The sequence below is a fragment of the Bradyrhizobium arachidis genome, assembly GCF_015291705.1.
Lineage (GTDB): Bacteria > Pseudomonadota > Alphaproteobacteria > Rhizobiales > Xanthobacteraceae > Bradyrhizobium > Bradyrhizobium arachidis.
In genome coordinates, this window is sequence record NZ_CP030050.1 from 6,026,236 (window position 1) to 6,040,427 (window position 14,192).

Genomic DNA, 14,192 nt, shown 5'->3' on the forward strand with positions numbered 1-14,192 from the left:
AAAGCCCCCGCGGGCGGGCGCCGACGGGGGCTTCAAAGATCGGATCGGCCGGAGCGAGAGGTCAGCTCTTGGCAGGCGCCATCAGAGCGACCGGACCGGGCTCGAGAATCTTGGGCGGGGACGATTGCGTGTCGACCGGCGCCACCTCGCTGTCAGTCGAGCTCAGGAACTTGTCGAGCATGCCCTGGATCGAGTTCTTGGCGTCGTCCGGACCGGTGTCGCGCATGTCGTTATGCTGGAAATCGGTCTTCACGACCTGGATGCCGGCCTTCTCGCACTCCTCGTCCGTGGGGATCACGCCCGGATCGGTCTTGAATTGGGGATCCTTGGAGCGGAACGACAGGATCTTGAACTTGCCAGCGGTGACGAAGGGCACACGGAGATTGTCGAGCGTGACGACCTTCTTGACCTCGTCCGGATACTGCTTGGCGAAGTACATCGTGATGTCGCCGCCCATGGAGTGGCCGACCATCGTCACCTTGTCGTAATCGGCGTTGGGCTGAACCTTCTTCATCTCCTGCATGGCGAGATGAATGTTGGCGACGCCGCGCAGGATCTGCGGCAGCCGGCCGACATAGAGCTCGCCGGGCTTGGTCACCATCGGAGGATCAGTCGGCAGATCATGCTGCGGGCTGACGACGAGATAGCCGCGCGCCGCGAAGATGTTGGCGAGGAAGCCGTACTCGGTGTTCTTGACGGTGTTGCCGTGATTGATCACCGCGACCGGCAGCGTGATCATGCCGGCAGTGGCCTGCATTTCCTTGTCACGGCGCACCGCGATGTCGACGGGCACAGGACGGTTGTCGCGCGAAGCGTCGTAGAAAGTGATGGTCTCGTGTTTGATCGCCCACTTGCTCGCCGTGAAATAAGCGATGCCGCAGAGGGCACTGACCGAAACCAGAACGGCAATTCCACGCTTCATTTTCGTCCTCAGCCTCAGGCTCTTGCGGCCTGAATCCCTGTTGAAAATCGTGTTCTTCCGGGGCTCTTTGGCCCCTTGTCGCCTATTCCCTAATATATGTCACAGCCACGTGACAGGAAGCGTAAATATTGTGAGCTGACAGCCCTTTCATTGTGCGCCGCACACGATTCTTGGGCAACCCGTACTTCTACGGCTACGTCAGCGTGCAGGTCCCTATCGGACGCAACCCGTCTCGATCGGGTTCAATTTCGCAGCGAACGTAGGTGAAAACGGGCGAATGCGGGCCCGGTTCCGTTGGGAACTGACCAAGCGGATCGATGCGGAAGTAGTCCTATACCGCCCCTCGTCAGGCGCCGAGGATGTCGTGGACCTCGAGCGGCTTGTCGACCTGACTGAACCACTCGGCCCGGTTGGCGGCGCGGCGGCGGCCGCGCTCGTCGAGCGGCAGCTTGAGCTGGCGGAGCAGGCTGGTCACCTCCTCCCGCGCGGTGAGATGGCCGAGATTGGGCCGCATGCCGAGCGTGGCCTCGTCGATCTCGTCCAGCGCGGTTAGGCCGCGCGGGAAGAACTCGCGATAGACGACACGTTCGGCGAAGCCGTCGACGTAGCGGAAGCCGAGCCGCAGCGACAGATCCTTCAAGCCGTCGGCAACGAGTTGCTTGTTGCGGGAGCCGAGCATCGACAGACGGTTGCGGACGACGATCCAGTCGGTGGTCGCGCCGTCGAGCTGGCGGCGCTTGCGCCTGACATCGCGCACCATCTCGGCGTAATGGCTCTCGCCCGTCACCGCGTAGTTGGCGGGGTCGACGGTGCCGAGCACGTCGAAGTCGAGGAAGCTGTCGTTGATCGGCGTCACCAGGGTGTCGGCCATCGAGTGCGCAAGCCGCATCAGATAGCTGTCGGTGCCGGGCGTATCGATGACGATGAAGTCGAAGCTGCGCTCGACCGCCGAGACCGCCTCCATGAACTGCTGGAACTCGGAGTTCTCGTTGTCGGCGATCTGCATGGTCTCGCCGAGCTTGATGCAGCGATGCACCGGCAGCTCGAGGCCGAGCCCGGTGCGGCGGGCCCAGGCGGAGCGGTTGCTGATGTAGCGGGTAAAGCTTTGCTGGCGGCAATCGAGGTCGATGGTGGCGACGCGCTGGCCGGCCTTCAGAAGCGCAACGGCGATGTGCAAGGCGGTGGTCGACTTGCCGGAGCCGCCCTTTTCATTGCCGAGCACGACCACATGCGCCGAGCCGGACTGGCCTTGGCTAGCTTGCACAAGCATTGCGATCCTCAACACCCCTAACGAATATCTTCGAGTTGACCGCGTCTGCGGTCAAGTGAAATGCGTGACAGGTAATGCAAATCGCAACGCGCCGTTCTTCATCATGAGTAGCAGTGCCGCTGCGCGTCTGTGATCCAGCCCACACACGCGCGACATCGCGCGCGGCTCGATGCGAATTGCTGTGCCGCATCCGGATGCATGGCGTCCACGACCGCCGCTTGTTAAGGTTAGCCGGCCGGCCGTCGGGCCGCGCCCCGCACCGATTCCCAACCCCTTCGAGTCCCGATGTCACGAAGCCCCTTGATCGCCCGCACGGTCCCCACCCTGCGACGCGCCGTCGACAATCTACTCAAGCGAAAGGCCACGATCGCGCTGGTCCCGACCATGGGGGCACTCCATGACGGGCATGTGTCGCTGGTGCGCCTCGCCAAGCGGCGCGCCACCCGCGTCGTGGTGTCGATCTTCGTCAACCCGACCCAGTTCGCACCGACCGAGGATTTCGGTGCCTATCCGCGCACCTGGAAGGCCGACATCGCCAAGCTCGCGGCCGAGGACGTCGACATCGTCTGGCATCCCGGCGTCGAGGCCATGTACCCGGACGGCTTTGCCACCCGCATCGTGCCGGAGGGACCAGCGCTCGCCGGCCTTGAGGACCGCTTCCGGCCGCACTTCTTCGGAGGTGTCGCCACCGTCGTCGGCAAGCTGTTCACGCAGTGCCGGCCGGATGTTGCGATCTTCGGCGAAAAGGACTTTCAGCAGCTGCGGGTGGTGACGCAGATGGCGCGGGATCTCGACCTCGGCGTCAGGGTGATCGGCTCCCGCACGGTGCGCGAGCGCGACGGGCTCGCGATGTCCTCGCGCAACGTCTACCTCTCGGCGGAGGAGCGGCAGACCGCGACCACGCTCTACCGTGCCATGAAGGACAGCGCCGGACGGATCAAGGCGGGCGAAGCCCTCGGAAGCGCGATGGCGCGCGGCGCCGAGACGATCAAGGCGGCCGGTTTCGCGCTCGACTATTTCGAAGCCCGCCACGCCGAGACGCTGGCGCCGGTCACCTCGCGCAAGGACGGCCCCTTGCGGATCCTGGTGGCGGCCAAGCTCGGCACGACGCGGCTGATCGACAATATCGCGGTGTAACCGGCGGGATCGACTTGCACGCGCCCTCGCCCGGATGGATGATCGGCGCGAGGGAACGAGCCGAGCGGCAAGGCATGTCATCCATCCGCACGATGACCTTGAGCGGCCTATTGGCGCTCGTCGCAGCGACCGCTGCGCCGGCGCAGCAACGGCCGCCGATCGGCCCGTACGGCTCACCGCCGGACGCGATGATCTTCTACGTCGCCCACGGCCCCGCTGGCGCCTGCGGATTAGGCTGTTCCGACTGGATCGCTGCCGAGGGAACGGTGCAATGGGACAGCTACAAGCGGTTGATCGCGATCCTCGATCGCCAGGCGGGACACAAGCTGCCGCTCGTCATCCATAGCTGGGGCGGGTCCAACCTCAATGTTGCGGTCAGCATGGGCCGCATCCTGCGCGACCACGGCCTCGATGCCACCGCAGGCGCGACCGAGGTCGAAGCCTGTGCCGGCAAATCCGAGACGGAGTGTTTTGCGCTGAAGCGTCCGGGCGGCCCGCTCGACGCCAAGGTGTCGATGCCGGATCCGGCCTGCGATCTCGCCTGCGTCCTCATGCTCGCGGGCGGCGTGCATCGCAGTCTCCCTGATGGCGCCAAGGTGGTGCTGACGGGCCGCTCGATCCGCAACCGCCGCGCCCCCAATGTCGCCCCCGAGCAGCGCGAGAGCCTGACCGTGATCTTTGGCGAGCAGTACCGCAAATACCTGCTCGAGATGGGCGTCGAGCCCGCACTGGTCGACATCGTCGACGGCATCGGCGAAGGCGGACGCCCGATGGTGATGGCGCCGGCCGACCTGGCGCGGCTCCACATCGTCACATCGCCCTAAGCGGGCTCGTCAGAGCAGCCCGAGATCGCGCAGCTCGCGCCGCATCGGCTCCGGCATGGCCGCGATCGAGCCGGCGGCGGATTTGCCGAGATCGGGCGGCACGGAATCGTCGGTGAGATAGCGCCAGCCCTGGAACGGGCGCATCGGCCGCGGCGACACCGAGATCACCTTCGGCTGCATCACGATCCGGCAGCGGCCGATGCCGTCCTTGTCGCGGAACGGCTCGATGCCGATGATCTTTTCGCGCGCGGCGATCTCGCCCTTGATCACCCAGTAGAGCGATCCGCCCGCCAGGATCTCGGCGTCGCGCTTGGGGACCATGCGCGTGATGTGGATGTGACGTTGCGGCAGACCCTTCTTCTTGGCGGTCTGCATCCGTTCGGCCACCCACTCCTTCAATTCCTTGACGGAGTCGCAGCCGACGGCGAGCTTGATCAGATGGAGTGGCATGCCCCAGCATTAGCCGGGCGGCCACGCATTGGGAATGCCGATCTATTCGTTATCCGCAGCCGGCGGAGCCGGTGTCGAGGCCGGCGGCGCAAGCGGAACCGGAGCAGCGGCGGGCGCGCGCTTCGCGGCAGGCTGCTTCTTGGCGGCGGCCGCCGGTGCCGCAGGCGCAGCGGCTTGCGCCGAGGCCGCCGCCGGTGCGCGCGGGGCTGGCGCGGCGTTTGCGGCAGGCGCGGCCTGGCGTGGCGCCGGCTCGGGAGTCATGATGCTGACCGGCGGCGTCGATGAGGCGCTCGGGAACTCCGCATTGGTCGGCTTGCCCGTCGGCATCGATGGCGGCAGCCCGGCGAGCGCAGCATTGGCCGGCAGCGCCCCCGGCGTCGTGGGCGCGCCCCAGGTCGGCGCGTAGCGCGCGACCAGCTGATCGTAGAGATGGGAATCCATGTTGGCGGCGACCTGCTGCTGATCGGTCAGCGAGCGGAACGCGGGGCAATCGAACTGCGTGCAGCCGTCGCGCGCGACCAGCACCTGGGCGACGAGGCCGTAGCGATCGTGCTCCAGCGTCTTGCGCAGCAACTTCATGTCTTGTGTCAGGCTCTTCTCGGCGGTTGCGGCATCGCCGAGCGCGGTCAGCCGGTCGATCCGGCTTGCCGTATAGACGACGGCGGCGGCGGCCGCGTCGGGCGCGCCGAACAGCGCCCTCTCGCAGCCGGCGGCCACGGTATCGCCGGCGAGCTCGTCGAGGCAGGACAGCGCCGGCGGGCCCGCGACGACCGTGGCCTGCGCGCGGCCTTCAGCAACCGGCGTCTCGTGCCCGAGCGACCCATAGAGGCGCATGGTGGCGGCGACGGCGATAACGATGGCGAGCAGCGCGATCACTGCCAGCGCGCCGTTGGCGACCGTTCTCTCGGCGCGCAGCAGCGTGATCAGCAGAATCAATCCGAAGAAGCCGGCAGCGGCCAGCGTCATCCACATCGGGAAAGCCGACGAGCGCCAGGTTTGGTCGAGCGAAGTGGCCCAAGCCCAGTCCATGCGCGACGTCCCCTCACGCGAGCTGAGAGCGAATGGTCAAGCGAGCACCGCGAGTCGGCAACTGGCCCCGGCTCACCTTGCGAAGGTGAAGCGGCCTTTTGACGGCGGCAGGATACAAATTCCTTGAGGCGCGACAAGGCGCAGGTAGCCCTTAGGACAGCGCGAGCTGGCTTTCCTTGGCGACGCGTTCGAAGGCTTCGGTCGAGCTCTTGATGCGGTACTGGCAGTCGTCGCCTTCCGTCGGCAGCAGGCGGATGATCTCGTACGAGCCGCTCGCAGCAGGGCGCGCGACGTTGCTGGCCGTGAAAAGTACGCGCGCTCCCACGGGGAATTTATGCTTCAACGCCCATCTCCATCACTCAAACAGCGCCGGCCGTGCCCAGGGTCCCACTGCGACGGACCGGCTAAACCCGGGCCGCTGTATAGCACGCGGCCGGCCGCTTTGGCCAGCAGTATACAGGCATGGCAAACACCCCGATCTGTCAGTGTTTTCAGGATGATGGCCAGGGAACCGGGCGGCCGCTGGTAACGCCGGAACGGCCCGCTTCAGGCGGTATGGGGCAAATGGCCGTCGGGGCTTGCATGATCCACCGCCTTGGGCAGTTCCTGGGCGAGGATCTCGCCCAGCTGATCGACCGGAATGTTGTAACGCGCGGCCAGCTGGCGGACGGTGTCGTTGCCAAGGACGGCCCGGAGCTGGTCGGCCGAGATCGGCAGGTTCTGGCCATTGCCGAGCCAGGATTTGACCTGCTCGCCGAAGCCGGACTGCTGGAGCTTTGCGACGATCGCGCTGAGCCCGCCCTGATTGTTGCTGCCGAGCACCTCGTTCAGCACGGCCGGGAGCACGGCGGCGCCGAGCTGGCCCAGCGCGCTGCGCAAGGCGGGGTTGTTTTCCAGCGAGTCCAGGATTCCCATAACGATGCCCTCTCCTTGCATTCCCTGGCGATTGGGCGCCGCCCTCGCACAGGGCGTCAAGCGGCGCGCAATCACATTCATGAGTTAAGCAGTCTCGAACTTTTCGATGACAAGCGTTTCGGCGATGCCGTCGCGGGTCCATTCCTGAAACGCCGGCATCGCGATCATCGTGTCCATGTAGGCCTTGGTCTCCGGTGTGACCTCGATGGCGTAGGTGCGGAAACGGTGCACGACCGGGGCATACATCGCATCCGCCGCGCCGAAGCGGCCGAACAGATACGGTCCGTTGGCACCATAGCGGGTCCGGCACTCGCGCCAGATCTCCTGCACCCGCGCGATGTTGGCCTTGGCGTCCGCCGACAGCGTCACGGGGCGCACGGGGCGGTGCAGGTTCATGCCGCATTCGTTGCGCAAGGCCATGAAGCCGGAGTGCATCTCGGCGCACACCGAACGGGCATGAGCGCGGGCCGCGACGTCGTCGGGCCACAGCTTCTTCTCCGGATAGCGCTCGGCGATGTATTCGATGATGGCGAGCGAATCCCACACGGTGATGTCGCCGTCGACCAGCACCGGCACCTTGCCGGCGCGGCTGAAGGAGAGGATCTGCTCCTTGTCCGCGGGATTGTCGGTGTAGAGCGGAATCACGGTCTCCACGAACGGAATGTCGTTGGCGCGGAGCGCGAGCCAGGGCCGCATCGACCATGACGAGTAGTTCTTGTTGCCGATCGCGAGTTTCAGCGCTGCCATGTCACTGGTCCTTCCCGAGTCTTCTGGATGCAGCCGCTTTTAGCGCCATCGCCTGCCGCCAATCAATCGTTGCTGCGTCCCGCCATGCATGGCAATCGTTGCCGCTCCGCGAGGAGAGAGACATGAGCAGGCACTGGGTCGACATCACCGCCGTCGGCTTCTTCATCATCGAATGGCTGGTCTATGCACTGACGCTGGAGCATTCGGCCTATGGCCGCGACAGCCTGTCGGCGCGCATGAACCGCTATCGCGAGGTCTGGGTGCGCCGCCTGCTCGATCGCGAGGCACGGATGGTCGACATGCAGATCATGGCCTCGCTCCAGAACGGCACCGCCTTCTTCGCCTCCACCAGCCTGTTCGCGCTCGGCGGTGCACTGGCGCTGCTGCATGCCACCAACGACGCCATCACCATTTTGGGCAAGCTGCCGATCGATCTCAGCACCTCCCCCGCCATGTGGGAATTGAAATGCGTCGGCCTCGTGCTGATCTGCGTCTACGCCTTCTTCAAGTTCGCCTGGGCCTATCGCCTGTTCAACTATGTCGCGATCCTGTTCGGCGGGATGCCGCCGGCCTCGCAGCGCGGCACGCCGGAAGCCGAAGCCCATGTCATCCGCACCACGCGCGTGTTCGAATCCGCCGGCCGCCATTTCAACCGCGGCCAGCGCGCCTTCTTCTTCGCGCTCGGCTATCTCGGCTGGTTCGTCAGCCCCTGGGTGCTGTTCGTCAGCACCGCGGCGGTGGTGGTCGTGACCTGGCGACGGCAATTCGCGTCCAACGCCTGGGCTGCGATGGCGCCGGAGGTGGTTGCGGATGGTGGGGACGTTCAGAAGCGCGGTCATTGATCTCAAAGGCGGGCTCTCAGGTTTCCGCTCTCGTAGCCCTCGATCGCCACATCAAGCTTCCGTTTGCCGGTCTCGATCCCGGCACAGATCGTGGTATGCTTGCCGATCTTCGTCGATCCCTCCCTTGTGATGCGAACCTTAAGTTCGTTCAACCATTCGGGTCCCGATGAAGTGCCGATCGCGATCTCGCTACGTTAGACAGCCCTCTTGACAGCCTCGCGGGTGTTTTGCCCGACGGGCGACGCACAGACGCTCGCAGCTCCAGCGGAACAAAGCGAAATCCGAGGCATCCGGAGGCGCTTACGTGCCCGCACCGAGTTTCGTCGACGACCTCGCCTCCGCCCCTAGATCATAAGACCAAACGCGCGATGACGCGAGCGCGCCCTTGAGGGGACCGCCCCTTTCAAGCCTCAAGTTATTTTGGGGCCCGCAGTCACCGGGGGTACGCGCGACCGCGCTGTGTGAGGATATTTGCAGTTTTTGATTTCGCGCTTTCGTTTTGTACCAATTCGCACAGAAATGGGGTGCGCGGAGTGGCTTACGCAAGCCGTGATCTTCACGGTTGGAACGCGGAGACCGACACAAGGTTTACTTTTTGCGTATTATCGCGCTGCGCTGACGGACGCGCGCTGCATTGGAGGCGCTGCATGAAAGTCATCGTTGATGAAACCGGCGAGGTCATCGCCATAGCAACGGATGATCATATTCTGCTCGGGGGCCACCATCGCCTGGCGGTGGCGGGCAGCATGGGCAAAAGATTGTTCTGGCGAGATACCGGCGAACCTGTGAAGCTTGATCTCTTCTTCAAGCACCATCCGCATGGAAAATCCCGCCGTTCAGCCTGAGCCGTTCGCCCTGGTAGTCTTTGAGTGGGTGAAGAACGCGAAGCATCCGGCATATCGGCGCGTGCAGGATCAGTTCTGATTTGCAGCACTCTCGCTAAAGGTCAGGCATTGGCCCTTTTTCCCGCTCAGGTACTGTGCTGAAATACCGCTCTCTAGCGCTGGGGAAGTAAGATGAGGCATGACCGGATCGTAACGGCCGCCATCATTGCGATCGGTGCCCTCAACACGGTGCTCGCGGCAATAGCGTTTCTGTCCCTTTGAGCGTCTGCCTGAAGTGTGCACCGCAGGTCTGACATGGTGCAGCGTGGTCAGCGGCTGCTGGCCGAATTAGCGAGGCTAGTCGAAACGTCGCCACAAGAGAACCCACTTGCGTACGACCGCCCGGCCCGGCTCATCCGGAGTAATCGCCTCCAAGCTAACATGCCGACCAACGATTGCTGCTAGTCGAAGCTGATCCCGCCGCCAACCGAAGATGATCCCTACAAGGACGAAGCCTACCGGCTGTGGGCGGTCAAGCAGCAGAGCAAGTAAGCCCCGCCGTCGAAGGATCAGCGCGATTTTCGCTTGTGTGTTTGTTTGCGGCTGAGCCGTTTGGCGTTGGCCGCAACCTTCCTTCGATACTGCGCGACAATCTTGTCTCCGGATGCCCCGGCCATCAGGCTTTTACCGGCCTTCGCCGCCGCAAAGAATTTCTCACTCACCATGAGTTGGGCTTCACGTTGAGCGGCTTTGCCGCCGCGCATCAGCTTCGCCATCCGCAGGCCGATCACGCGGTTGCTTTCCAGCCCGAGCATCATCCAGTTCCACATGCGGCGATATTCCTAGCCAAGCAAAGCCTCGGATCGCATGAACGACCCCGGTGTGCCTAGTGTCCAATCAAAGCCGCGTGGCCTATCACGACGGCAATCGCTGCGGATCATTCTGCCGGTAACGCGCGTCCTTACGAGCTAAAGGGTTCCTTCACCTTGCTTTAAGGAACACCCGAACTGGTAATAGCTCGGCCCCATTTGGCGCGGAATATCAGACCGCTGCTGCTGGGGGCTAAACGGAGATGTCCGATGGGTGCGGCAGGTTTGCGCTTCGCGCATATGAAGAGAACTCTTCGCTTGCGGGCAGTCTTTATCAGCGTGCTGGAAGAGTTGCCCTTTATCTGCCCGGTGGCGGTCGCAATCGGCTCGCTGATCATGATCGGCATCACTCTCTGCAAGGATTGGCCGCAGTGAGGCCTCCATCATCTACCGAATGATCTGCAGTCTTCTCGTAGCGGCTACGCGGAAATCTTCTCGGGCCGTTACGGAATTTCGCGCATCATCGCAACCTCGATGCGAACCGTGTCAGCATCGAAAGTCTGACGGGAAATTCCTCGTCATTTTCTTGAAGTCCTCCCTTGTAATCCACCTCACACCTGCACCGAAGCGCAGTCCGATATAGTCCAGTCGCTCTTGCGGGGTTGGGCGCCGAAACGGGAGACCGGCATGTCAAACTCATCTGCGCTTTTGCGATGGTCGACCGAGATGCTGCCAGAGCGCGCTCGGTTCTCCACGTTCCGAGAGGAGTTTGCGCGGCTGAACCTTGCCTTGGACGTGATAGATCACAACGGCGGCCGCCCACGTATCGACGTCACCTACTTGTCGCTCGGCGCGGTTGGCGTTTGTAGCATTGTCACCACGCCGGTGGAGTTCATCCGTTGCAAGCACCACCTCAAGGATAGCCGTGACCAATTCGGACTGAACATCGTCGAGGCTGGACCGGTCCAATTTGCAAATGCTGGCCAGGAAAATGTCTATGACGCTGGCTCCGCTTGTTTGATTGACCGGGGAAGGCCTCTGCGCGTGTTTGGGCCGCGTGGCGGCAGCGTCAAATTCGTGACCGTGCAGGCTGCTGCCCTTAGGTCTCTGGTTGCGCAGCCGGAAGATCTTTCAGGTCGGCCGGTGCATCGCGGACCGGCGCTTAGATTGCTCGGTCGCTACCTGCGGTCGCTCGCATCCTTCAAACAACCTCCGTCATCAAAACTGGCGTCCACCGTCGGCGTACATCTCCTCGATCTCGTGGCCGCGACGCTCGGGCCGACCGCCGAAGCTGCAGACATGGTTACGGAGCGTGGTGTGAAGGCGGCCAAGCTTCAGGCGATCCTGGCGGAGGTCGCGCAACGCTTCGGCGATCCCAATTTCGATCTGGACAATGTTGCTGGAACGCTCGGTATGTCGCGGCGATACGTGCAAAAATTGCTCGAAGGGACCGGAAAGTCGTTCACCGAGCACCTTGCAGGGTGTCGGCTTGAGCGTGCCTTCGCGATGTTGGATGACCCGCACCATCTGCATTTGGCCATCATTGATATCGCGTTTGCAGTCGGCTTTGGTGACCTTTCTCATTTCGATCGCTCGTTCCGCCGACGCTTCGGCGAGACGCCATCAGGTGTGCGCGCCGCATCAATCGGGCGGCAGAAGTCATCCAGCGCCCCCTGACAGCGCCGTCTGTCCGCGCGAAGCTCTGGGCTCACGGAGAGCAATCCGCCCTGCCCGCACTTTCGCGCCCGACGCTGCCGCGTCCACCGCAAGCCCGGCTCGCGACCATGCGACCACATGATCGCCCCTCAAGGATGAGCCGGGATGGACGATATATACGACAAATCCGAATTTCGGTAAAGCGGAATATTCTCAAGGGTTCGATTGACAGCCGCGCGGGTGTTTTGCCCGTTGGGCAATCCGGGACCCGTAGTCCCCAGGGTGAGCTAAGACCCGAGATCCCGCGGCGAGAACGGCAGGTCCATCACCTTCCATTCCCCGTACAAATTGGCCGGCAGCATCTTGTAGGGCTGGCAGGCCTGGAGCGCGGCCATCGCGGACTTCACCAGCGCCACGCCCTTCGCCGACGGCGGGGCCTCGATCAGGATCGGCTCGCGTGCCAGCGTGCCGTCGGTGGCGAACACCGTGCGCAGCTTGATGTGGACATTGTCGGTGGGCGTGAGCCCGGCCGGCAGCTTTGCGCAGCTTCGCAAGTGACGGCGCAGCTCGGCGACGACCTCGGGCGGCAGCTTGGCCGCAATCGAATCCTTGGCGTCGCCGCCATCGTCCTTAGGGGCGTTCTTCGGCTCGGCCGGCAATTCAGGCGGCAAGCCCAGCATGACGCCGTATTTGACGGTGACGTCGGGCTCCGGCGCCTGATAGGCCGGCGGCGGCGCGGCCTCCGGCTGCGCTTGTGGCGGCGGCTGCGCCGCTTGAGGCTGCATTTGCGGCAGCGGCTGCTGCGGCGGCAATTGCGACGGCTGCGGCTGGGGCTGCGAAGATTGCGGCTGCTGAGGCTGCGACTGCTGAGGCTGCACGTTGGCCTCGCGCTGCTTCGCCGCCTGCGAGGGTTGCGGCTGCTTCTGCTGCGGTTCGGGCGATGCCTGCTGCTTCGGCGATGCCGCGGCGGCCTTCTCCTTGGCCGCAGGCTTCGGCGCCGCCTCCGCCTTGTCCTTGTCGGTGAAATCCAGCTTCGGCAGCTTCAGGTCGGGAAGCGGCTCTTGCGGCTTTTCCTTTGCCTCCTCCTGAGCCTTCTCCTCGGCCTTGGCCTCCTCCTGCTTCACCTGCTCGGGCGTGACAATGTCGACCGAAACGGTCTCGGGCGCGGCCGCGTGAAACGGATGGACTTCGCTGATCACGATGATCAGCGCCACCAGCGTCAGATGCGCGATCGCCGACGCCGCAATGTCCGTCCGTATGATCTTCCGCAGTTCCATCGACCGATCTTGGGTTGCCGTCGCGGTCCTAAAACGCGGTGAGGCTGGGATCAACCGTCATTGCGCTTTAGGCTTCTGGTCGGGCATGATCTTATCGGAAAACCGCTTCGCACTTTTCCGGATCATGCCTGGCATACCCCAGTCCCCCCTCAATCCCATTTCGGCGCGAAGCCGAAATCGGTCAGGCGGCCCTTGGGGCTCGCCAGCGCGGCGATCTCCGCCATCTCCTCGCCCGAGAGCTCGAAATCGAAGATATCGATGTTTTCCGACAGGCGTTCGACGCGCGAGGTGCGCGGGATCGCCGCAACATTCTGCTGCGCCAGCCAGCGCAGGCAGGCCTGGGCCGGCGTCTTGCGATGCGCGCGGCCGATGGCGGCGAGCCTCTGGTCGGACTTGATACGGCCCTTGGCGACCGGGCTGTAGGCGACCAGCGCAAGGCCATGCTGGTCGCAGGCCGCCCTCACCTTCGCCTGATCCAGATAGGGGTGATATTCGACCTGGTTGCAGACCAACGGCTCTGATGACAACGCCACCGCCTGCTCCATCAGCGCCACGGTGAAGTTGGAGACGCCGATGTGACGGGTCAGGCCCATGCGCTTGGCATGCGACAGCGCGCCCAGCGTCTCCGCCAGCGGCACATGCGAATTGGGCCAGTGCAGCAGCAACAGATCGACGGAAGGAAGCCGCAGGCGCGCCAGGCTCTCCTTGACCGAGCGCTCGAGATCGTGGGGCGCGAAGTGATTGGTCCAGACCTTTGTGGTGAGGAAGATATCATCGCGGCGCACGCCGGAGGCGCGCAAGCCGTCGCCGACCTCGCGCTCATTGTCGTAGACCTGCGCGGTGTCGATGTGGCGGTAGCCGAGCCGCAGCGCCTGCTCGACCACGCGGGCACAGGTGCGCCCTTCCAGCTCCCAGGTCCCGAGCCCGATCGCCGGGATTTTTGCGCCACTGGCCTCGACGAACAGCATGAGGAATCCTCTCTGTTGCGGCAGCCCCTGATATCATTATGGACCCGGTCGGTGACACTGCCAACGAATGCCGCGGCGCTCGGGCCGGATATTCAGGGCAATGCTAACGGGAGGTTCGCGTCAGGCCTTGGCGATCAGGCCTTGGCGATCAGGCTTTGGCGAGCGCCTGGAACACCGTCTCCGGCGCGTGTGCGATCACGGCGAGCAGAGCGCGGGCGGGTCCCCGCGGGGCGCGCTTGCCCTGCTCCCAATTGCGGATGGTCTCGACGGGAACGCCGAGCTTTGCGGCGAACTCCATCTGGGTGAGACAGGCGCGGCGGCGCAGGTCGCGCACCGCGAGCGAGCCGGCGTCGCCAGGTCCGGCATTGGCGCTCGGCTGGACCGGATATTCCTGCCCATCCCGCAATTCGACGATCCGTCCGTCCGCCTTCAGCCGCAACCGCATGTCCATTCCCTCAAGCGGGCATGATGATGCGGCAGGTCGCTTAAGTTCGGATTAAAGATAACCGCCTCTGGCCCGGG

The 14,192-nt window shown here is 64.1% G+C and carries 17 protein-coding genes; 6 read left to right on the plus strand and 11 right to left on the minus strand.

From position 1 onward, the window contains the following. Nucleotides 1-61 precede the first annotated feature (61 nt). Together WN72_RS28175 and WN72_RS28180 are read right to left on the minus strand one after the other, a co-directional pair. Nucleotides 62-922: an alpha/beta fold hydrolase gene (locus WN72_RS28175; RefSeq protein WP_027559697.1), complete on the minus strand. Its 861-nt coding sequence runs from the start codon at nt 920-922 to the stop codon at nt 62-64. Between the two features lie 346 nt (nt 923-1,268). Continuing rightward, complete coding sequence (locus WN72_RS28180) at nt 1,269-2,192, minus strand: division plane positioning ATPase MipZ (RefSeq protein ID WP_027559698.1); 924 nt, start codon at nt 2,190-2,192, stop codon at nt 1,269-1,271. Nucleotides 2,193-2,477: 285 nt separating this feature from the next. Between WN72_RS28180 and panC the strand changes: the two genes are divergently transcribed. After that, a complete protein-coding gene (gene panC / locus WN72_RS28185; protein WP_092220160.1) occupies nt 2,478-3,329 on the plus strand; it encodes a pantoate--beta-alanine ligase in 852 nt (283 codons plus the stop codon). A 74-nt stretch (nt 3,330-3,403) separates the two neighbouring features. Next, nucleotides 3,404-4,153 (plus strand): COG3904 family protein, encoded by a 750-nt coding sequence (locus tag WN72_RS28190; protein WP_027559700.1) that lies wholly within the window; start codon nt 3,404-3,406, stop codon nt 4,151-4,153. Between the two features lie 9 nt (nt 4,154-4,162). Here the strand turns inward: WN72_RS28190 and WN72_RS28195 are convergent, their stop codons facing one another. The 5 genes from WN72_RS28195 to WN72_RS28215 form a co-directional block, all read right to left on the minus strand. Continuing rightward, complete coding sequence (locus WN72_RS28195; protein WP_027559701.1) at nt 4,163-4,603, minus strand: DUF1489 family protein; 441 nt, start codon at nt 4,601-4,603, stop codon at nt 4,163-4,165. A 42-nt stretch (nt 4,604-4,645) separates the two neighbouring features. Then, nucleotides 4,646-5,632 carry a hypothetical protein gene (locus WN72_RS28200; protein WP_092220162.1) on the minus strand — a complete coding sequence of 329 codons (987 nt, stop codon included), beginning with the start codon at nt 5,630-5,632 and terminating at the stop codon, nt 4,646-4,648. A gap of 151 nt (nt 5,633-5,783) precedes the next feature. Then, nucleotides 5,784-5,975, minus strand: a complete 192-nt coding sequence (locus WN72_RS28205) for a hypothetical protein (protein WP_027559703.1) — start codon at nt 5,973-5,975, stop codon at nt 5,784-5,786. Nucleotides 5,976-6,178: 203 nt separating this feature from the next. Further along, nucleotides 6,179-6,547, minus strand: coding sequence for a YidB family protein (locus WN72_RS28210; protein WP_167381161.1), 369 nt, complete (start codon nt 6,545-6,547; stop codon nt 6,179-6,181). A gap of 84 nt (nt 6,548-6,631) precedes the next feature. Continuing rightward, the gene (locus WN72_RS28215) at nt 6,632-7,294 is read right to left on the minus strand and encodes a glutathione S-transferase family protein (RefSeq protein ID WP_027559704.1); all 663 of its coding nucleotides are present in this window, start codon (nt 7,292-7,294) and stop codon (nt 6,632-6,634) included. Between the two features lie 122 nt (nt 7,295-7,416). Between WN72_RS28215 and WN72_RS28220 the strand changes: the two genes are divergently transcribed. Together WN72_RS28220 and WN72_RS28225 are read left to right on the plus strand one after the other, a co-directional pair. Further along, entirely contained in the window at nt 7,417-8,136 is a 720-nt protein-coding gene (locus WN72_RS28220) for a DUF599 domain-containing protein (protein WP_027559705.1), read from the plus strand. A gap of 647 nt (nt 8,137-8,783) precedes the next feature. Further along, nucleotides 8,784-8,981 (plus strand): hypothetical protein, encoded by a 198-nt coding sequence (locus WN72_RS28225; protein WP_084334349.1) that lies wholly within the window; start codon nt 8,784-8,786, stop codon nt 8,979-8,981. A 548-nt stretch (nt 8,982-9,529) separates the two neighbouring features. On the opposite strand, the gene WN72_RS28230 is transcribed toward WN72_RS28225, so the two are convergent. Beyond that, a complete protein-coding gene (locus WN72_RS28230; protein WP_027559707.1) occupies nt 9,530-9,790 on the minus strand; it encodes a hypothetical protein in 261 nt (86 codons plus the stop codon). A gap of 249 nt (nt 9,791-10,039) precedes the next feature. On the opposite strand from WN72_RS28230, the gene WN72_RS28235 reads away from it, so the two are divergent. Together WN72_RS28235 and WN72_RS28240 are read left to right on the plus strand one after the other, a co-directional pair. Next, the gene (locus WN72_RS28235) at nt 10,040-10,204 is read left to right on the plus strand and encodes a hypothetical protein (RefSeq protein ID WP_167381162.1); all 165 of its coding nucleotides are present in this window, start codon (nt 10,040-10,042) and stop codon (nt 10,202-10,204) included. Nucleotides 10,205-10,456: 252 nt separating this feature from the next. Then, complete coding sequence (locus tag WN72_RS28240) at nt 10,457-11,446, plus strand: helix-turn-helix transcriptional regulator (protein ID WP_194482927.1); 990 nt, start codon at nt 10,457-10,459, stop codon at nt 11,444-11,446. Between the two features lie 266 nt (nt 11,447-11,712). On the opposite strand, the gene WN72_RS28245 is transcribed toward WN72_RS28240, so the two are convergent. The 3 genes from WN72_RS28245 to WN72_RS28255 form a co-directional block, all read right to left on the minus strand. Further along, on the minus strand, nt 11,713-12,702 hold the full coding sequence (locus tag WN72_RS28245) for a hypothetical protein (protein ID WP_092217314.1): 990 nt from the start codon (nt 12,700-12,702) through the stop codon (nt 11,713-11,715). A gap of 149 nt (nt 12,703-12,851) precedes the next feature. Next, nucleotides 12,852-13,670, minus strand: coding sequence for an aldo/keto reductase (locus WN72_RS28250; protein ID WP_092217315.1), 819 nt, complete (start codon nt 13,668-13,670; stop codon nt 12,852-12,854). Between the two features lie 148 nt (nt 13,671-13,818). Then, nucleotides 13,819-14,121 (minus strand): helix-turn-helix domain-containing protein, encoded by a 303-nt coding sequence (locus WN72_RS28255; RefSeq protein ID WP_027559710.1) that lies wholly within the window; start codon nt 14,119-14,121, stop codon nt 13,819-13,821. Between the last annotated feature and the right edge of the window lie 71 nt (nt 14,122-14,192).